This is a genomic window from Streptomyces sp. NPDC003248 (assembly GCF_055563235.1).
This window is the reverse complement of the sequence record NZ_JBVHDT010000002.1, coordinates 525411-544349: the sequence shown is the minus strand read 5'-3', so window position 1 is coordinate 544349 and position 18939 is coordinate 525411. Positions and strand designations below refer to the sequence as shown.

Sequence of the window (18939 nt, the reverse complement as noted above, 5' to 3'; positions counted from 1 at the left end):
GGGCGCGTGTTTCCGGTCACCTTTGGGTCCGGGGTGGCCGGAAGGACGCGCCCCGGCGGTCGGGAGTGTCACAGCCGCGTGACAGCCGTCACTGGTGGACGACGGCGCCGAACCCGCGCCCGTCCCCCCTCGTCGTCCTGATCGGAAGAGAGAAACGAGCAGCCGACCGGGCTGCCGTACGGCAGCGCGCGAGCTGCCCCGAAAGGACCTCCCATGAACAGCCGCCGTCTGCGCACCGCTCTCGTCGTGACCGCCGCCGTCTCGGCCGGTCTGCTGATGACCGCCTGCGAGGGCGACGCCACCGCGACGTCCCCCGCCGCCTCGGCGGAGTCCACCGCGTCCGGGACCGCCGCGTCGGGATCCGCCACGCCGGGTGCCTCGGGCTCGGGAACGAGCGGCAGCGGCTCCTCCGCGACGTCCGGCGGCTCGTCCGGCACCGGCACCGACGCCTCCGACGAGGCCGGGGACAAGACCGGCTACGGCCAGTCCTGCGGCACCAACGACCTGACCTGGAGCGCCACGGAGATGAGCCAGGCGGGCGGCTACTTCCTGATCAGCGTGAAGGCCAAGGAGGGCATCACCTGTGTGCTGCCCGGCGGTCTCCCCGTGGTGGCCTTCGGCTCCGGCGGCACGGAGGCCGCCGCCGCCGAGCAGGTCGCCGGGGACGAGCTCACCCTCTCCGGCGACACGACGGCCTACGCCGGTCTCAGCCCCAAGAGCACCAGCGGGGACGAGGGCGTCGAATACACCACGGTCATCGTCTCCGCGGCGGCCGACGACCCCAACCCGGAGTCCCTGGAGATCGGCACCGTCCTCGTGGACGAGCCGCTCGTCACCAACTGGCACACCGCCCAGCAGGACGCCGTGCCCTTCACCTCCTGACGACCTCCTGACGACGGCGAGAGCCCGGCCCCGCCGCGACCGTGATGGTCGCGGCCCGGGCCGGGCTCTGTCGTGCGGACGGGGCATGTCCGGTCGTACGCGCCGGTACGCCGTCGCCGCCGGGCCTCACGCCGTGTCGCGAGGCGTCACGCGTCGTCGCCCTCGTCGGGCGCGTCCGCGTCGTTGACCTCCTTCTCCAGGCCCAGCTGCTCCACGAGCCACTTGTCGAACTCGATGGCGGCGCGGACCCAGCTCACCGTCGAGGAGACGAAGAGCTCGATGTTGACCCCGGCGCCGATCAGCATCTGCGCCTCGCCGATGAGGCGGACGGTGCCGTCGTCGTGGGTGTGGGTGTAGACCTTGGGCCACAGGGTGCGGCGGTTCCAGTCGTCGACGGACTCCAGCAGCTGCGGCTTGTCGTCGATCTTGTGGGGGCGGTCGTAGAACGTACGCACCGAGTAGACCGCCTGGTCGCCCTCGCCGCGGAACATGAAGTACGTACGGAATTCCTCCCACGGCGCCGCGAGGTCACCCTCGTCGTCGACGACGTACTTCAGCTCCATCTGGTCGAGGAGCTGCTTCACGAGGTCCTGATCCGGAACGACGGGGCCCGCCGGTCCCTGGGGCTGCGGCTCGGGCTGGCCCCCGAAGTTCGGAATCGAGGACGGGTCGATGCTCACCGTGATTTTCCCTTCGTACGGATCCCGCCATCCTCCCCCAGAGGGGGCGGGGGATGGCAACCCCGGCCCGGCGTGTATGCCACGGGCTGACGGGATCCGGCCGCCCGGCCGTCCCCGGGCGGCGGGGCGCACGGGTCCGCCCCGGATACCCGGGGCTCCGCACCGCCGCGGCGGTGCGGAGCCCGTGTCGTGCGCCCGGCCGCCGTCAGAGCGTCTCGGCCGCCGGCTCCGCCGTGGCGGGGCCCACGAGGAGTCCGTCGCCGAAGGCGTCCACCCGGACCGTGTCGCCGTCCTTGACCTCGCCCGCCAGGATCTCCTTGGCGAGGCGGTCGCCGATGGCGGTCTGGACGAGGCGGCGCAGGGGGCGGGCGCCGTAGGCCGGGTCGTTGCCCTCGTCGGCGAGCCAGGCCAGGGCCGCGTCGGTGACCTCCAGGGTGAGGCGCCGCTCGGACAGCCGCCGGGCCAGGCGGTCGATCTGGAGGCGGGCGATCCGGCCCAGCTCGTCCTTGCTCAGGGCGGAGAAGACGACCAGGTCGTCGAGCCGGTTGAGGAACTCCGGCTTGAAGGAGGCCCGGACGACCTCCAGGACCTGCTCCTTCTTCTCCTCCTCCGTCGACACCGGGTCGACCAGGTACTGGCTGCCCAGGTTGGACGTCAGCACCAGGATGGTGTTGCGGAAGTCGACCGTGCGCCCCTGCCCGTCGGTGAGACGGCCGTCGTCGAGCACCTGGAGCAGGACGTCGAAGACCTCGGGGTGCGCCTTCTCCACCTCGTCCAGCAGGACGACGCTGTACGGGCGGCGGCGGACGGCCTCGGTGAGCTGGCCGCCCTCCTCGTAGCCGACGTACCCGGGGGGTGCGCCGACGAGCCGGGCGACGCTGTGCTTCTCGCCGTACTCCGACATGTCGATGCGGACCATCGCCCGCTCGTCGTCGAAGAGGAAGTCGGCGAGCGCCTTGGCGAGCTCGGTCTTGCCGACGCCGGTCGGGCCGAGGAAGAGGAAGGAACCGGTGGGGCGGTCGGGGTCGGCGATGCCGGCGCGGGACCGGCGTACGGCGTCGCTCACCGCGCGGACGGCCTCGCCCTGGCCGATGAGCCGCCGGCCCAGCTCCTCCTCCATGCGCAGCAGCTTCTGCGTCTCGCCCTCCAGGAGCCGGCCGGCCGGGATGCCGGTCCAGGAGGCGACGACGTCGGCGATGTCGTCGGAGCCGACCTCCTCCTTGACCATGGTGTCCTTCGCGGCCTCCTCCTCGGCCTCGGACGCGGCCTCCAGGTCGCGCTCGACGGCCGGGATCTCGCCGTACAGCAGCTTGCTGGCGGAGTCGAAGTCGCCGTCGCGCTGGGCGCGTTCGGCCTGGCCGCGGAGTTCGTCGAGCTTCTCCTTCAGCTCGCCGACCCGGTTGAGGGACTGCTTCTCCTTCTCCCAGCGGGCGGTGAGGCCGCGCAGCTCCTCCTCCTTGTCGGCGAGGTCGCGGCGCAGCTTCTCCAGCCGCTCGCGGGAGGCGGGGTCGGTCTCCCTGCCGAGGGCCAGCTCCTCCATCTTCAGCCGGTCGACGGCGCGCTGGAGTTCGTCGATCTCGACGGGGGACGAGTCGATCTCCATGCGCAGCCGGGAGGCGGCCTCGTCGACGAGGTCGATGGCCTTGTCGGGCAGGAAGCGGGAGGTGATGTACCGGTCGGAGAGGGTCGCGGCGGCGACCAGCGCGCTGTCCGCGATCTGCACCTTGTGGTGGGCCTCGTACCGCCCCTTGAGCCCGCGCAGGATGGCGATGGTGTCCTCGACGGTCGGCTCGGCGACCAGCACCTGCTGGAAGCGCCGCTCCAGGGCGGGGTCCTTCTCGATCCGCTCCCGGTACTCGTCCAGCGTGGTCGCGCCGACCATGCGCAGCTCACCGCGGGCGAGCATGGGCTTGAGCATGTTGCCGGCGTCCATGGCGGAGTCCCCGCCGGCGCCCGCGCCCACGACGGTGTGCAGTTCGTCGATGAAGGTGATGATCTGCCCGTCGGAGTCCTTGATCTCGGCGAGGACGGTCTTCAGCCGCTCCTCGAACTCACCGCGGTACTTCGCGCCGGCGACCATCGCGCCCAGGTCCAGCGCGACGAGCCGCTTGTCCTTGAGGGACTCGGGCACGTCGCCCTTGACGATCCGCTGGGCGAGCCCCTCCACGACGGCGGTCTTGCCGACGCCGGGCTCGCCGATGAGGACGGGGTTGTTCTTGGTGCGCCGGGACAGCACCTGCACGACGCGGCGGATCTCGGTGTCCCGTCCGATGACGGGGTCGAGCTTGCCCTCCCGCGCGGCGGCGGTGAAGTCGGTGCCGAACTTCTCCAGCGCCTTGTACTGCCCCTCCGGGTCGGCGGAGGTCACCCGGCGTCCGCCGCGTGCCTTGCGGAAGGCGTCGAGCAGCTTCTTGGCGGTGGCGCCCTGCCGGGCGAGCACGTCACCGGCCTGCCCGCCCTTGGCGGCGATCCCGATGAGCAGGTGCTCGGTCGACAGGTACTCGTCGCCCAGCTCCCGGGCCCGCGCCTGCGCGTCCGCGATCACGGCGAGCAGCTCGCGGTTGGGCTGCGGGGGCGCGACGGTGGACCCGGTCACGCTGGGCAGCGCGCCGATCACCTTCTCGGCGCCGGCCCGCACGGCCGCCTGGTCGGCGTCGACGGCGGCGAGCAGATCGACGATGTTCTCGTTGTCCTGCCCCTGGAGCAGCGCGAGGAGCAGATGGCCTGGGGTGAGGTCGGGGTGTCCCTCGGACACGGCCCGGTTGCCGGCCGTCTGGATGGCGTCCCGGCTCCGGTTGGTCAGCTCGGCGTCCACGTTCGCTGTCTCCTCCTTGCGTCAGCCGTCACACTGACTCGCACAACGTACACAAAGTTGAGTCTATTCCACTCAAGGCAGTGGTGGGGAGTTCCGCGGCGACTAAGTTCCGCACCATGGCCGCATACCCGCAGAACCCGGGCGCTCCCGACGCCGCGTACCTCGCCTTCTGGCGTGAACGCCATCTGTGCACCCTGACCACACCACGCCCGGACGGTTCCCCGCACGTGGTTCCGGTCGGTGTCACCTACGATCCCGAGGCCCGCGTCGCTCGCGTCATCACCGACGGAGCCAGCACCAAGGCGGCCAACGTCCGGGCCGCCGGCCCCGAGGGGGCCCGGGTCGCGGTCTGCCAGGTGGACGGCCGCCGCTGGGCCACCCTGGAGGGCCGGGCCTCCGTCCACGCGGACCCGGAACGCGTCGCCGAGGCCGAGCGCCGCTACGCCGAGCGCTACGGGCACGCCCCGCGCCCCAATCCCACCCGCGTGGTGATCGAGATCGAACTGAGCGGGGCCATGGGCCGGGGCTGAGGCGGGCGGAGAGGGCCGAGGGGCGGGCGGAGCGGACGGGGAGAGCGGAGAGGCCGGAGCGGACGGAGAAACGGGCCGACCGTCCGGTCGGCACCGGGGGTGACCAGTTCCACACCCACCGCTTTTCGGACACCGCGCGAGGATTCCGCACCCGACATGTCACCGCAAAACTGCAGCGGCGTCACCGTGTTCAGGTCACGGTGACGCCGCTGCGGGGGGAAGCACCTGAGGCGATCTGTTACGACGGGGGAATCGCGTCAGGCACTGCGGGGGGTGGCTGAGATGGTGCTGGGGGCGGCGGGACTCACCGGCTCCGCCAGCTGGTGGTCACGCTGATCGAGGTTCACGAAGATCATTCCGTACCGGATGGCACACCGGACGGGCTGCGGCGCGCCCCGGGGCCGCCGCAGGCACCGGAAGGCCCGTACGTCGTCGTCGTCGTCCCGCGTCACGACCACCGGCTCCCCGAACACGGTCACCATCAACGAGTCGCCGCTGTGGGGGATGGCGGTGACCAGGTCGATGAAGTGCCAGCCGGAGCGGTAGGCGGTGGCCATCTCGCGGCGGAACGAACGATCGTCAGGCGGCGTGGTCATCGTGATCAGTCCCACCTGCTGTCAAGGGGGACGACCTGCGTGTCCTCGCTGGCGACCGCGGCGATCACGGTCTGAGCACCACCCGTCTTGTGCGCGTCGCTCTTCGCTTCGGTGAGGCCGACCAGCGTTCCGACGGCCACAACGGCGGAGAAGGCGGCGACAAGCACCGAGCGAAGCATTCTCTTACGCATAGTCGGCTTCGTCCTCACTTGAAGGTCCCCTCTTCCCCCGTCGAGTAAGACGATGGCTCATTCAGGCACGTCATGGCCACACGATCGGTGCATCATGTTCCTGCATGTTCAGGACCCTGGGGGGTGGAGATTTGGCAACAAATGGGACTAAGGCGGCACATCCCCATGCGGTGACCGAGCTGTGTGAGGAAGGAAGCCGTCTCTACGCGAACGCCCTGCGCACCGGCCGCATCCTCCGTGCCGACGTCGAACCCGCTCCCTGCCTGATGGAGTTCGCCCTCCTCCACCCCGACCCCGACGACGCCAACTGGCTGCGGCCGGTCCCCCCGTCCATCGCCCTGGCCCAGCGGCTGCACCCCCTGGAACGCGAGATCACCGAGAGCCGGCGGCTGTCGATCGCGCTCACCGACGTCTTCGAACCCTTCATGGCCCTCAGCGCCCAGGAGACCGCCCCCACCCACTCGATCACCGTGCTGGAGGGCCTCGACCGGATCAACGCCGCGCTCGACCTCGCCACCTCGCAGTGCCGCACCGAGATGCTCACCGTGCAGCCCAGCGGCCGCCGCAGCCCCGAGAACCGGCTCCTGGAGGCCCTGGAGCGCGACAGGCCGCTGATCGAGCGCGGCGTGCGCATCCGCACCCTCTACCAGCACACGGCCCGCTACAGCCCCGACCGGCTGGCCTACGTCGACCAGTTCACCGACGGCAAGGTCGAGTACCGCACCATCGACGAACTCGTCGAGCGCCTGATCATCTGCGACGAGGCCGTCGCCTTCATCCCCATCCGCGACGACCGGCAGGTCGCCCTCGAACTGCGGCACCCCGGCCTCGTCAGCTACCTCACCAAGGTCTTCGAGTTCATGTGGGGCCGCGCGGTGCCCCTCAGGGCCGGCACACCGTACGAGACCGACCCGGACGGCATCACCGACATCCAGCACTCCATCGCCAAGCTCCTCGTCGAGGGGCACGTCGACGAAGCCATCGCCCGCAGGCTGGGGATGAACGTCCGCACCTGCCGCGCCCACATCGCCAAGCTCGCCACCGCCCTGGGCAGCGGCAGCCGCGCCCAGCTCGGCTTCCTCATCGCCCAGTCGGGCATCCTCGACCGGGAGCACTGACCCACCCCGCCGGGACGCCCGGACCGGCCTGCCCGCCCCACCCCTCCGGGCATCCCGCCCCACCCCTCCGGGCCGTCCCTCACGACCCCTCAGGCCGACCCGCACGACCCCTCCGGCCCGTCCCACCCGCCCCTCTCCGGCCGACCCGCACGACCCCTCCGGGCATCCCGCACGACCCCTCCGGGCATCCCGCACCACCCGCCCGGGCAGCATCGCCCTACCCGTCGCACGGGACCCGCCGGCCCTGGCGGTCCCACCGGCCCCACCAGCCCATCGCCCCCCCCACAGCCCCACCAGCCCCACCAGCCCCCACCACCAGCCCACGGCGCTCCCCACCAACCCCCACCAGCCCACGGTGCTCCCACCAGCCCGACCAGCCCGGCCGGCGCCGGGCCGGCCGCGCCACCCCCGCCACCACCCCGCACGCCGAACCGGGAGCACCGCACACCCGAGGAGAGAGTCACGCGTGACTGCGGCAGCGCACGACCACGGTCCGGACGGGCCCTGCGAGGCGGCCCTGGAGCTCTACGCGCGCGCCCTGCGGTCGGGCGGCGTCCCGGCGCGCGAGGCGGAGCAGTACCCCTGTCTGGTCGACGCCGGGCTCCTGCGGCCCGGCCCCGGCGACCCGCACCGGCTGCACCCGCTGGCCCCGGCCGTCGCCCTGCCCCGCCTGCTGCGCGCCGTCGCCGAGGACATAGCCCGCCGGCGCCGGCAGGAGACCCGGCTCGCCGAGGCGTTCGCACCGCTCCTCGCGCTCGCCGTACCCGGCGCCGACCCGGCGGACTCCGCCGAACTCGTGCTGATCAGCGGGCTCGGCCGGATCAACCAGGTCCTCACGCGCACCATGACGCGCGCCACCGGCGAGGTGCTGGCCATCCAGCCGCACGCGAGCCACGTGGGCCCGCCGCCCGAGGTGCACGCCGAGGCCCTCGACCGCGACCAGGCCTTCCTCGACCGCGGCGGCCGTATCCGCACGCTCTACCAGCACACCACCCGCCACATCCCCACGGTCCAGGCACGCTACGAACGGCTGCGGGGCGACGTGGAGGCCCGCACCCTCGACGAGATCACCGAGCGTCTCCTCATCGTCGACCGCACGGTCGCCTACCTCCCCGCCAGCAGGGACCGCACCCTTGCCCTGGAGGTCCGCCACCCCGCCCTGATCGACTACTTCGCCACCGTCTTCGACCGCCTCTGGCGGCTCGCGACACCGATGTACCCCGAGGCCGTCCGGCAGCCCAGTCTCAACGGCGTCACCCCCCGCCAGCGCGCGATCGCCGCCCTCCTCGTCGAGGGCCACACCGACACCGTCATCGCCGACCGCCTCGGCATGAACGTCCGCACCGCGCGCGTCCACATAGCCAAACTGGCCGCCACCCTCGGCAGTGAGAGCCGCGCCCAGCTCGGCTACCTCATCGGACGGTCGGGGATCCTCGACCGGGAACGATGACCGGCGCGGACACCTCGGGCAGGTGCCCGTCCAGGCCCACCTGCGCGATCCGCACGCCCAGCTGGGTACGGCTCGCCGCGCCCAGCGTCTCCGACAGACGGGCGATGTGCGCCCGGCAGGTGCGGACGCTGATGCCCAGCCGCTCCGCGATCACCGCGTCCTGGTGCCCCTCCGCCAGCAGCGCCGCGATCGACTGCTCCCGGTGCGAGATGCCCTCGATCCGGGTGTCGGGCAGCGGCGCGGTCAGCGGGATCGCCAGCCGCCAGAGGCGTTCGAAGACGGTGACCAGGTAGGCGATCAGGGCCGGGTGGCGCAGCTCCAGCGCCATCGTGCGGTCGGCGTTGGCGGGGATGAAGGCGACCGTCCGGTCGAAGAGCATCAGCCGGTCGACGACCTCGTCCAGGGTCCGCGCCTCGACCGTGTCGCCCATCAGCTCCAGGTAGTTGAGCAGGCCCTGGCCGTGCCGGGCCACATGGTTGTACAGGTCCCGCATCCGCACGCCCCGCCCGCGCAGCGCCAGCGCCCGGTGCAGTCCCTCGGACAGCTCGTGCTCGCGCCGGATGCCGCCGGGCTGGACCGTCAGCACCTCGGTCGTACACGCGTCCGTCGCCTGGTCCAGGGCCGCCTGGATGCGGGAGGCGCCGTCCAGGACGCGGATCGCCGCGCCCTCCCCGGTCACCGGGGCCGGCGCCGGTCCGCCCAGGCCCGCGTACCACTCGAAGGCGGCCACCGCCGAGCCCATCCGCCGCTGGCTCGCGCTGACCTCGTCGTACAGTCCGCGCAGCAGCCGGGTCATGACCTCCTGCGGGGAGGTCGGCACCAGCCAGTCCATGTCGTCGGGGTCCGGGTGGAGCAGGGCGAGCTCCAGCAGACAGGGCACCGGCTCGGCGTCCCGGCGCGGCACACGGCCCCGCCGTACGGCCCGGGAATACACGCGATCCCCGGCCTCGCACAGTCGGTCAGCACCGTGAGGATGCTCCTCCGTCCCGTGCCCGGCCATCGCCCATCCCACCCCCGCTGTCGGCCACTTCCGCAGCGCAACTATGCGCGGCCCGGACCGGCACCGCAACACGGCTCGGACCGCCCGAGCCGATGAAATCAGCCGGTACATGCGGGTATCTCCCGGCCTCCGCCGGTCGCACTGCAACAAGTTGGGGGTGTCAGAAGTTTCGTGCCCGCCCGTTCCGCCCGGGTTTCGGGGCCGGGGGGGCGGGCGGCACACGGGTGGTGAGGGGCGGGCGCCGCCGGCGCGCCGGGGCACGCGGAAGGGGGGCACGCGATGCGCGTGCCCCCCTTCCGCCGTGCCGTCGGCGTCAGTTGAGCTTGATGGCCGCGCAGGCGGCCTCGTACTTGGCGGTGCAGATGTCGGACACCTCGTAGATGCCGTCCGCGACGACCGTGCTCTCGATGTTGGACTTCGTCAGCGCGACCACGGTGACCAGCTGGGCCGGGATGTCCTTGTCGGTGGCGCTGTCGACCGTGTCACGGGTGAGGGAGTCGAACTGGATCTCCCGGCCCCGCACCTTGGCGACGGCCATCTCCGCGGCGGCCTCCGCCATCTCCGGGTAGGGCTTGTACACGCTCATGTACTGCTGGCCGCTGACGATCCGCTGCACCGCCGACAGTTCCGCGTCCTGGCCGGTGATCGGCGGCAGGTCGGAGTCGCTGACGCCCGCGGCCTCGAGGGCCTTGAGGATGCCGCCGGCCATGGCGTCGTTCGCGGAGTAGACGGCCGCGATGTTGCCCGCGCCGATCTTCTCGATCGCCTCGGTCATCTGGGACTGGGCGACCTCCGGGCTCCAGTCCTTGGTGTCGTAGGACTCGGCGATCGTCACCTGGTCCTGGAGCTCCGTCAGCGCGCCGGCCTTGAACTGTTCGGCGTTCGGGTCGGTCGGCGAGCCGTTCATCATGACGATCTTGTCGGAGGTGTCGGCGGTGCCGAGCGCCTCCAGGAGGCTGCGGCCCTGCACCTCGCCGACCAGCTCGTTGTCGAAGGAGACGTACGCGTCGATCGGGCCCTCGGCCAGGCGGTCGTAGGCGATGACCGGGATGCCCGCGTCCTTGGCCTTCTGCACGGTGTCCGCGATGGACTCCGAGTCGACGGCGTCCAGCAGGATGAGGTCGACCTTCTCGTCGATCATCCGCTGCATCTGGGTCACCTGGGTGTCCGCGTCGGCGGCCGCGTTGGCGTACTCGACCTTGCCCTTGTCGTTGGTGAGGGAGGCGACCTTCTCCTTGAGGATGGGGTAGTCGAACTGCTCGTAGCGGGTGTTCGTCTTCTCCGGCATCAGCATGCCGATGACCATGTCGTCACCCTTGGTCGGCGTCGCGTCGGCGGCGTCCTCTGTGGCGCTCAGCATCCCGCATCCGGCGAGCGAGAGGGACAGCGTGGAGGCGGCCACGGCCATGGCGATACGACGGCGCATTAGGGGGCTCACTTCAGGTGCGTTTTCCGGACATGGGTTCGGCATGTTGACCCAGGTGCTTCAAAAGCCAACGCGTCGGCGACCACCGACGTCAAGCGGTACTACTTAACGAAGTAGCAACATCACCCTCCGCTTAGCGCGTGAAGACACATGGAGAGGAGGCGAACTCCCCTCCAAACACCCTTTACGGGCCCTTCACTCGACGGCGCCTCAGGAAACCCCGAGGAACCGCACAACCAGGGCGGTCCCTCGCGAGTCGATCACTGGACGGCCGACCCGCCGTCCCCGGTCGAACAGAGGACCCGACGCATCGCATGAACCGCATGAACCGCACCGCCCGCGCGGCCTTAACCAGGCGCGCGACCGCCATCGTGCTCGCCCTGACCGGCGGCCTCGTCACCACCGCCACCGCCACCCCCGCCGCCGCGGCGACGAGCTGCGCCTCCCCCGTCTACAAGCGGCAGATCTTCGCGAACACCACCTTCTCCGGCACCGCGAAGAAGACCGCCTGCGACGCCGCGATCAACGAGAACTGGGGCACCAGGGCCCCGGCCTCCGGCGTCCCGTCCAACAACTTCGGCGTCCGCTGGACGGTGACGCGGGACTTCGGCTCCGGCGGCCCGTTCACCTTCACCGCCGCCGCCCAGGACGGCATCCGGGTGTACGTCGACGGCGTCCGCAAGATCAGCCTGTGGAAGAACGTCTCGTCGACGGTCTCCAAGACCCTGAACATCGCCATCCCGCACGGCAAGCACACCCTGCGCGTCGACTACGTCAACTGGACGGGCAAGGCGAACGTCACGTTCGCCTACGCGCCGCGCACTTCGGCCTCGGTGGACAAGGTGAGGCCCCTGGTCGTGACCGGCTTCTCGTCGGCCTACGACAGGACGACCGGCAGGATGAAGCTCACCTGGGCGAAGAACAAGGAGATGGACCTCGCCGGGTACCGGGTCTACCGCACCATGGAGTACGGCGGCTGGACTCGGCTGACGTCGACGACGGCGACCTCGTACACCGACACCCCGCCGACGGACGGCCGTCTCTACCACTACGAGATCCGCGCCTACGACAAGGCGGGCAACGAGTCGGGCGGCAGCCTCGACCAGTCGGTCGTGACCGCCGACTGGACGGCACCGGCCGCGATCACGCGGATCGGCGGCTCCCTCTTGGCGGAAGGTGCCTACATCGGCTGGGGCGTGGTCGAGGACGCGGCCTCGTACCGGGTGTACCGGGCGTCGGAACCGGACGGCGCGTTCACCCTCGTGGGCACCACGAAGGGCAGTTACTACGTGGACAGGACGATCGCCGAGCGGGCCTCCTTCTACTACCGCGTGTCGGCGCTGGACTCGGCCGGCAATGAATCCGCGCAGTCCGCAGCGGTCAAGGCATCGCGCGGTGACCTCACCCCGCCGCCCGCCCTGACCGGACTGACCGCCACCGCCACCGAGTACGGCTTCCAGCTGACCTGGGACCCCAGCCCGGCGACCGACGTGGACCACTACACGGTCTACCGGGGGAAACTCCAGGCCGACGGGGACGGTGAGTCCTGCACCTCCTACGAGGCGGTCGCCTGGGTGGACGACCAGCCCGACGCCACCTCCTTCGCCTACACCACCGTCCCGGACGGCGAGACGGCCTGCCTGGTCGTGGACGTCGTCGACGACTTCCTCAACTCCGTCTTCCGCGCGAACGGCGAGGCCGCCGGCCAGATCGCGACCGAACTCGACCTCACGCCGAGCGTTCCCACGCCCGACGGCTCGCCCCTGGCACTGACCGTGGACGAGGCCTGGAGTGGCGGGATCCGGCTGGACTGGACCGGCCTCGACGCCTCCTCCCCCGAGGCGGCCGGCGGTTACCGCGTCTACCGCTGGAACCCGGAGACCTCCGCGTACGAGAAGCTCGCCGACACAGCGACCGCCGACAATTACTACGACGATCTCACCGCAGAACGCGGCACCACCCACCACTACTGGGTGACCGCCCTCGCCGCCGACGGCACCGAGTCCCTCCCGGCGGCCGGGGCCGTGGCGACCGCGCCGTAGCCCACGGGCATCACGGGGCCCGCGCCCGGCGCTCACGCCGGTGTCGCGGGCCCCAGTTCGAACCACACGCCTTTCGCGTACCGCCCCCCTCGCCGCCCTCCTCCAGCCGCCGTACAACCTTGCACCCTCCTGAACAGTCCGTTCCGGCGACGGCCGATCACCGCCGTCGCCGGAACGGATCGAAGGACTGCATGAACCGAGCAAGACGCACGACCGCCGCCGCCGCGGCCACGGTCGTGCTCGTCACCGCGGGCGGCCTGCTCGCCGTCACCACCGCGCCCGCCTCCGCCGCCACGACGTGCACCGCACCCGTCTACAAGCGGCAGATCTTCGCGAACACCACCTTCTCCGGGACGCCGAAGCAGACCGGATGCGACGCCGCGATCAGCGAGAACTGGGGTGCCAAGGCCCCGGCTTCCGGCGTCCCGACGAACAACTTCGGCGTCCGCTGGACGGTCACCCGCGACTTCGGCTCCGGCGGGCCCTTCGTCTTCACCGTCGCCGTCCAGGACGGTCTCCGCGTCTATGTCGACGGTGTCCGCAAGGCCGACGTCTGGAAGAACGGGTCGACGACGGTGAAGAAGACCGTCAACCTGACCCTGTCCGCCGGGAAGCACACCCTCCGCGTCGACTACGTGAACTGGACGGGCAACGCCAACGTCGCCTTCACGTACGCGCCCCGCACCACCGCCACCGTCGACAAGGTCAAGCCGCTGACCCCGACGGGTCTCGCCGCCGCCTACGACACCGCGACCGGCCGGGCGAAGCTCACCTGGGCGGCGAACAAGGAGATGGACCTCGCGGGGTACCGGGTCTACCGGCGGCCCGTCGAGAGCGCGACCTGGACCAGGCTGGCGGCCACCGCCTCCGCCACGTACACCGACACCACCCTCCCGGTGACCGGCGCGGCCTACGCCTATGAGCTGCGCGCCTACGACAAGGCGGGCAACGAGTCGGCGGGCACGGCGGACAAGACCGTCACGACCGTGGACCGGACCGCCCCGGGCGTGCCCGCCGGGCTGTCGGTCAGCAGCGAGTCCGGGGGGCTGCGGCTCCTGTGGAGCCAGGTCACGGGAGCCGCGTCGTACGGCGTGTACCGGGCGGCGAGCGCCGACGGCACGTACACCCGGATCGGCACCGACACGGGCCAGGTCTCGTACCTGGACACCACCGCCGCCGAGGACGGCACCTACTACTACCGCGTGACCGCCCTGGACGCGGCTGGCAACGAGTCCGCGCGGTCCGCCGCCGTGAGCGGCAAGCGCCGGGACCTCACGCCCCCGTCCGCCGTCACCGGGGTGACCGTCACCCCGACCGAGTACGGCTTCCTGGTGGGCTGGGACGCCAACCCGACGGCGGACCTGGCGAGTTACACGGTCCGCCGTGGCGAGCTCCTGGGCGACGAGGGTGACGAGCGGGTGTGCTCCCTCTCCGCGGGCTACTCCGTACCGGCCGGCACCACCTCGTACGCGTACACCGTCCTTCCCGACGGTGAGGAGTCCTGCTTCATCGTGGACGCCGTCGACGACGCCGGGAACTCCGCGTTCCGCTGGACCGGCGAGGCGCAGATCGTGACCGCGACCGAGCTGGACATGACACCGAGCGTCCCGACTCCCGACGGCTCGCCCCTGTCCCTCACCGTGTCGGCCGCCGAGGGCGACGAGGGCAACCTGCTGACCTGGCAGGGGCTCGCCGACTCGGCCCCCGAGCAGGCGGGCGGCTACCGCGTCCACCGCTGGAACCCGGAGACCTCCGCCTACGAGACGATCGCCGCACTCCCGAGCGGCACCACCGAGTACGCCGACACCGGCGTGCAGCGCGGAACCACCACCTACTACTGGGTCACCGCGGTGGCGGAGGACGGCACCGAGTCCCTGCCGGCCGGCGACTGGACCGTGACCGCGCCGTAGCGCGTCACGCGGGAACAGCGCGAAGGGGCCCGGAGGTTGGTCCTCCGGGCCCCTTCACACGGGTCGACGCGTCGCGTCAGTCCTTGGCCTTCTTCGGCCGCCACACCACCAGCGCGCTGGTCTGCTGCACCTCCTGGTACGGCACCAGGTCGCGCCGGTAGGAGGCGTGGACCGCCGCCTCCCGCTGCTGCATGGCCGCCGCCGCGCCGTCCAGCGCGGACTGGAGTTCGGCCACCCGGGCCTGGAGGGCGGCGACCTGGTTCTCCAGTTCGATGATCCGCTTGATGCCGGCCAGGTTGATGCCCTCGTCCTGCGACAACTGCTGCACGGTGCGCAGCAGTTCGATGTCGCGGGCCGAGTAGCGGCGGCCCCGCCCGGCCGTACGGTCCGGGGAGACCAGGCCGAGGCGGTCGTACTGGCGCAGTGTCTGCGGATGGAGTCCGGAGAGCTGGGCCGCCACCGAGATGACGTAGACCGGGGTCTCCTCGGTCAGTTCATACGGGTTACGTCGACGGCCGTCCATCACCCTCAAGCTCCCTTCGCGGCCTCGAACAGCTCCGCCCGCGGGTCCTCACCCGCGGTGGCCTCGCGATACGCCTCCAGCGCGTCACGAGCCTTCCCCGACAGGTCCTTGGGAACACTCACCTCGACGGTGACCAGCAGGTCGCCGCGGGTTCCGTCCTTGCGGACCGCGCCCTTGCCCCGGGCGCGCATGGTGCGTCCGTTGGGTGTGCCGGGCGGCAGCTTCAGCGTCAGGGCCGGGCCGCCGAGCGTGGGCACCCTGACCTCGCCGCCCAGGGCCGCCTCCGTGAAGGTGACGGGCACGGTGACGGTGAGGTGGTCGTCCTTGCGGCCGAAGACCGGGTGCGGGTCGACGTGGACGACGACGTACAGGTCGCCGGCCGGGCCGCCGCGCTCACCGGGGGCGCCCTTGCCGCGCAGCCGGATCCGCTGCCCGTCGGTGACGCCCGCGGGGATGCGGACCTGCATGGTGCGGGAGGACTTGGCCCGCCCGCTGCCGCTGCACTCCGCGCAGGGGTGCTCGGCGATCAGGCCGCGTCCCTTGCAGTCGGGGCAGGGGTCGGTGAGGGAGAAGCCCCCGCCCGAGCCGCGCGCCACCTGCCCGGTGCCGACGCAGGTCGGGCACACCCGGGGGGTGCCGTTCTTGTCGCCGGTGCCGGAACAGGCCTTGCACGGTGACTGGGAGGTCATGCGCAGCGGGACCGTCGCGCCCTCGATCGCCTCGGTGAAGCTGAGGGTGACCTCGGTGTCGATGTCCTGGCCGCGCCGGGGCTGGGTACGGGCGCCCGTGGCGCCGCCGCGGTTGAACAGGCCCCCGAAGACGTCACCGATCCCACCGCCGAAACCGCCGGCGTTCCCGCCCTGGGCGCCCCCGAAGAGGTCGCCCAGGTCGAAGTTGAAGGAGCCGCCGCCCGCGCCCGGGCCGGGGCGGAAGCCGCCGCTGCCGAAGAGGGCGCGCGCCTCGTCGTACTCCTTGCGCTTCTTGGGGTCGCCGAGGACGTCGTTCGCCTCGGAGATCTCCTTGAAGCGCTCCTCGGCCTTGACGTTCCCCTTGTTGGCGTCCGGGTGGTACTCGCGGGCGAGCTTCCGGTACGCCTTCTTGATCTCGGCCTCGGTGGCGTCCTTGGGGACGCCGAGGACCTTGTAGTAGTCCTTCTCGATGAAGTCCTTGGTGCTCATCCTCGACGTCCCTCCTCTCGCGTCGGTTCAAGCTCAGCCCTCGTCCGGGCCACCGCTCTCCTTGTCGTCGGCCGCCGTGTCGCTCTCCTCGGCCGGCTTGACCGTCTGGGCCCCCGGCTGGGGTTCGGCCACGGCCACCCGGGCGGGACGGATGGTGCGCTCGCCGAACCGGTACCCGGGCTGGAGGATCGCCACGCACGTCGTCTCGGTGACGTCCGGCGCGTAGCTGTGCATCAGGGCCTCGTGGATCGTCGGGTCGAAGGGCTCGCCCTCCTTGCCGAACTGCTGGAGGCCCATCTTCGCGGCGACGGTCTCCAGGGACTCGCCGACGGACTTGAATCCGCCGACCAGTTCGCCGTGTTCGCGTGCGCGGCCGATGTCGTCGAGCACGGGCAGGAGCTCGGTCAGGAGGTTCGCGACGGCGATCTCCTTGACCGCGATCCGGTCGCGCTCGACCCGGCGGCGGTAGTTCTGGTACTCGGCCTGGAGCCGCTGGAGGTCCGCGGTGCGCTCGCCGAGCGCGGTGCGCACCTGGTCCAGCTGGGCGACCAGCCCGGCCGTCTGGTTCGCGTCCCCGGCCGGGGCCGCCCCCTCGTCGGAGGGAGCGGCCTTCGGCTCGGCGTCGTCGGAGGTGGCGCCGGAGGGGACGTCGGGCTTCTCCTCGAAGCCCGGGGTCTCCTCCGTCACGCGGCACCGTCCTTGCGCTCGTCGTCCACGATCTCGGCGTCGACGACGTCGTCGTCGGCCTTGGCACCGCCGGCGGTGGCGCCCTCCGGGCCGCCCGCGGCCTGGGCGGCCTGGGCGTCGGCGTACATGGCCTGGCCGAGCTTCTGCGAGACGGCCGCGACCTTCTCGGTGGCGGTGCGGATCTCGGCGGTGTCCTCGCCCTTGAGCTTGTCCTTCAGCTCGGAGAGGGCTTCCTCGACCTCGGTCTTGATCTCGCCGGGTACCTTGTCCTCGTTGTCCTTGAGGAACTTCTCGGTCTGGTAGACGAGCTGCTCGCCCTGGTTGCGGGCCTCGGCGGCCTCGCGGCGGCGGTGGTCCTCCTCCGCGTACTGCTCGGCCTCCTGGCGCATGCGGTCGACCTCGTCCTTCGGCAGCGAGGAGCCGCCGGTGACGGTCATCTTCTGCTCCTTGCCCGTGCCCAGGTCCTTCGCGGTCACGTGCATGATGCCGTTGGCGTCGATGTCGAAGGAGACCTCGATCTGCGGGACGCCGCGCGGCGCCGGCGGCAGACCGGTCAGCTCGAACATGCCGAGCTTCTTGTTGTACGCCGCGATCTCGCGCTCGCCCTGGTAGACCTGGATCTGCACGGACGGCTGGTTGTCCTCGGCCGTGGTGAAGATCTCGGACCGCTTGGTCGGGATCGTGGTGTTGCGCTCGATGAGCTTGGTCATGATGCCGCCCTTGGTCTCGATACCGAGGGACAGCGGGGTCACGTCGAGGAGCAGGACGTCCTTGACCTCACCCTTGAGGACACCGGCCTGGAGCGAGGCGCCGATGGCGACGACCTCGTCCGGGTTCACGCCCTTGTTGGCCTCCTTGCCGCCGGTCAGCTCCTTGACGAGCTCGGCGACGGCGGGCATACGGGTGGAGCCACCGACGAGGACGACGTGGTCGATCTCGTTGATGGAGACGCCGGCGTCCTTCATGACGTTGAAGAACGGGGTCTTGCAGCGCTCGAGGAGGTCCGCGGTCAGCTGCTGGAACTGGGCGCGGGTGAGCTTCTCGTCCAGGTGCAGCGGGCCCTCGGCGGACGCCGTGATGTACGGCAGGTTGATCGAGGTCTCGGTGGACGAGGACAGCTCGATCTTCGCCTTCTCGGCGGCCTCGCGCAGACGCTGGAGCGCCATCTTGTCCTTGGACAGGTCCACGCCGTGGCCGGACTGGAACTGCTTGACCAGGTAGTCGACGACGCGCTGGTCCCAGTCGTCACCACCGAGGTGGTTGTCACCGTTGGTGGCCTTCACCTCGACGACGCCGTCGCCGATCTCCAGGAGGGACACGTCGAAGGTGCCGCCACCGAGGTCGAAGACGAGGATCGTCTGGTCGTCCTTGTCGAGGCCGTAGGCGAGCGCGGCCGCGGTGGGCTCGTTGACGATGCGCAGGACGTTGAGACCGGCGATCTCACCGGCTTCCTTCGTCGCCTGGCGCTCGGAGTCGTTGAAGTACGCCGGGACGGTGATGACCGCGTCGGCCACCTTCTCGCCCAGGTACGCCTCGGCGTCGCGCTTCAGCTTCTGCAGGATGAAGGCGCTCATCTGCTGCGGGTTGAAGCTCTTGCCGTCGAGCTCGATCTTCCAGTCCGTGCCCATGTGGCGCTTCACGGAACGGATGGTCCGGTCCACGTTGGTGACCGCCTGGCGCTTGGCGACCTCGCCGACCAGCACCTCGCCGTTCTTGGCGAAGGCGACGACGGACGGCGTGGTCCGGGCACCCTCGGCGTTGGTGATGACGGTGGGCTCGCCGCCCTCCAGAACGCTGACGACGGAGTTAGTCGTGCCCAGGTCGATGCCGACCGCACGTGCCATGGTGATCTTCCTCCAGCTGACTTGAGTGGAACGGACTCAAGTGTGCACGACACCCGGCGCCCGGTCA

16 protein-coding genes are annotated in these 18939 nt (G+C 71.2%); 6 read left to right on the top strand and 10 right to left on the bottom strand.

Annotated features, from left to right (window positions below):
* Window positions 1–213 precede the first annotated feature (213 nt).
* Complete coding sequence (locus tag ACZ3KJ_RS07785; RefSeq protein WP_467525439.1) at window positions 214–882, top strand: DUF4232 domain-containing protein; 669 nt, start codon at window positions 214–216, stop codon at window positions 880–882.
* A gap of 146 nt (window positions 883–1028) precedes the next feature.
* Here the strand turns inward: ACZ3KJ_RS07785 and ACZ3KJ_RS07780 are convergent, their stop codons facing one another.
* Complete coding sequence (locus ACZ3KJ_RS07780; protein ID WP_467525437.1) at window positions 1029–1562, bottom strand: type III secretion system chaperone family protein; 534 nt, start codon at window positions 1560–1562, stop codon at window positions 1029–1031.
* A 205-nt stretch (window positions 1563–1767) separates the two neighbouring features.
* Window positions 1768–4377 (bottom strand): ATP-dependent chaperone ClpB, encoded by a 2610-nt coding sequence (clpB, locus tag ACZ3KJ_RS07775; protein ID WP_467525436.1) that lies wholly within the window; start codon window positions 4375–4377, stop codon window positions 1768–1770.
* Between the two features lie 116 nt (window positions 4378–4493).
* Between clpB and ACZ3KJ_RS07770 the strand changes: the two genes are divergently transcribed.
* The gene (locus ACZ3KJ_RS07770; protein WP_467525434.1) at window positions 4494–4907 is read left to right on the top strand and encodes a pyridoxamine 5'-phosphate oxidase family protein; all 414 of its coding nucleotides are present in this window, start codon (window positions 4494–4496) and stop codon (window positions 4905–4907) included.
* Between the two features lie 257 nt (window positions 4908–5164).
* On the opposite strand, the gene ACZ3KJ_RS07765 is transcribed toward ACZ3KJ_RS07770, so the two are convergent.
* Together ACZ3KJ_RS07765 and ACZ3KJ_RS07760 are read right to left on the bottom strand one after the other, a co-directional pair.
* Entirely contained in the window at window positions 5165–5503 is a 339-nt protein-coding gene (locus ACZ3KJ_RS07765; protein ID WP_467525432.1) for a hypothetical protein, read from the bottom strand.
* 5 nt (window positions 5504–5508) lie between these two features.
* A complete protein-coding gene (locus ACZ3KJ_RS07760) occupies window positions 5509–5694 on the bottom strand; it encodes a hypothetical protein (protein WP_467525430.1) in 186 nt (61 codons plus the stop codon).
* Between the two features lie 104 nt (window positions 5695–5798).
* Here ACZ3KJ_RS07760 and ACZ3KJ_RS07755 point away from each other — a divergent pair, with 104 nt between their 5' ends.
* Window positions 5799–6812: a helix-turn-helix transcriptional regulator gene (locus ACZ3KJ_RS07755; RefSeq protein ID WP_467525428.1), complete on the top strand. Its 1014-nt coding sequence runs from the start codon at window positions 5799–5801 to the stop codon at window positions 6810–6812.
* A gap of 466 nt (window positions 6813–7278) precedes the next feature.
* Window positions 7279–8262, top strand: a complete 984-nt coding sequence (locus ACZ3KJ_RS07750) for a helix-turn-helix transcriptional regulator (protein ID WP_467525426.1) — start codon at window positions 7279–7281, stop codon at window positions 8260–8262.
* Here ACZ3KJ_RS07750 and ACZ3KJ_RS07745 read toward each other — a convergent pair.
* Both ACZ3KJ_RS07745 and ACZ3KJ_RS07740 read right to left on the bottom strand, forming a co-directional pair.
* Window positions 8225–9262: a helix-turn-helix transcriptional regulator gene (locus ACZ3KJ_RS07745; protein WP_467525424.1), complete on the bottom strand. Its 1038-nt coding sequence runs from the start codon at window positions 9260–9262 to the stop codon at window positions 8225–8227. The two genes, ACZ3KJ_RS07750 and ACZ3KJ_RS07745, sit on opposite strands and share 38 nt — an antisense overlap.
* A 313-nt stretch (window positions 9263–9575) precedes the next feature.
* Window positions 9576–10688, bottom strand: coding sequence for a sugar ABC transporter substrate-binding protein (locus ACZ3KJ_RS07740; RefSeq protein WP_467525422.1), 1113 nt, complete (start codon window positions 10686–10688; stop codon window positions 9576–9578).
* 314 nt (window positions 10689–11002) lie between these two features.
* Between ACZ3KJ_RS07740 and ACZ3KJ_RS07735 the strand changes: the two genes are divergently transcribed.
* Entirely contained in the window at window positions 11003–12730 is a 1728-nt protein-coding gene (locus ACZ3KJ_RS07735) for a fibronectin type III domain-containing protein (protein ID WP_467525420.1), read from the top strand.
* Window positions 12731–12921: 191 nt separating this feature from the next.
* On the top strand, window positions 12922–14640 hold the full coding sequence (locus ACZ3KJ_RS07730) for a fibronectin type III domain-containing protein (protein WP_467525418.1): 1719 nt from the start codon (window positions 12922–12924) through the stop codon (window positions 14638–14640).
* Window positions 14641–14716: 76 nt separating this feature from the next.
* Here the strand turns inward: ACZ3KJ_RS07730 and ACZ3KJ_RS07725 are convergent, their stop codons facing one another.
* The 4 genes from ACZ3KJ_RS07725 to dnaK are packed head-to-tail and all read right to left on the bottom strand — an operon-like array spanning window position 14717 to window position 18872.
* Complete coding sequence (locus tag ACZ3KJ_RS07725) at window positions 14717–15163, bottom strand: heat shock protein transcriptional repressor HspR (protein ID WP_401687653.1); 447 nt, start codon at window positions 15161–15163, stop codon at window positions 14717–14719.
* A gap of 5 nt (window positions 15164–15168) precedes the next feature.
* Window positions 15169–16341 (bottom strand): molecular chaperone DnaJ, encoded by a 1173-nt coding sequence (gene dnaJ, locus ACZ3KJ_RS07720; RefSeq protein WP_467525416.1) that lies wholly within the window; start codon window positions 16339–16341, stop codon window positions 15169–15171.
* Between the two features lie 33 nt (window positions 16342–16374).
* Complete coding sequence (grpE, locus tag ACZ3KJ_RS07715) at window positions 16375–17028, bottom strand: nucleotide exchange factor GrpE (RefSeq protein WP_467525414.1); 654 nt, start codon at window positions 17026–17028, stop codon at window positions 16375–16377.
* On the bottom strand, window positions 17025–18872 hold the full coding sequence (dnaK, locus tag ACZ3KJ_RS07710) for a molecular chaperone DnaK (RefSeq protein WP_467525412.1): 1848 nt from the start codon (window positions 18870–18872) through the stop codon (window positions 17025–17027). Before dnaK ends, grpE begins: the two co-directional genes overlap by 4 nt.
* Window positions 18873–18939: the final 67 nt, after the last annotated feature.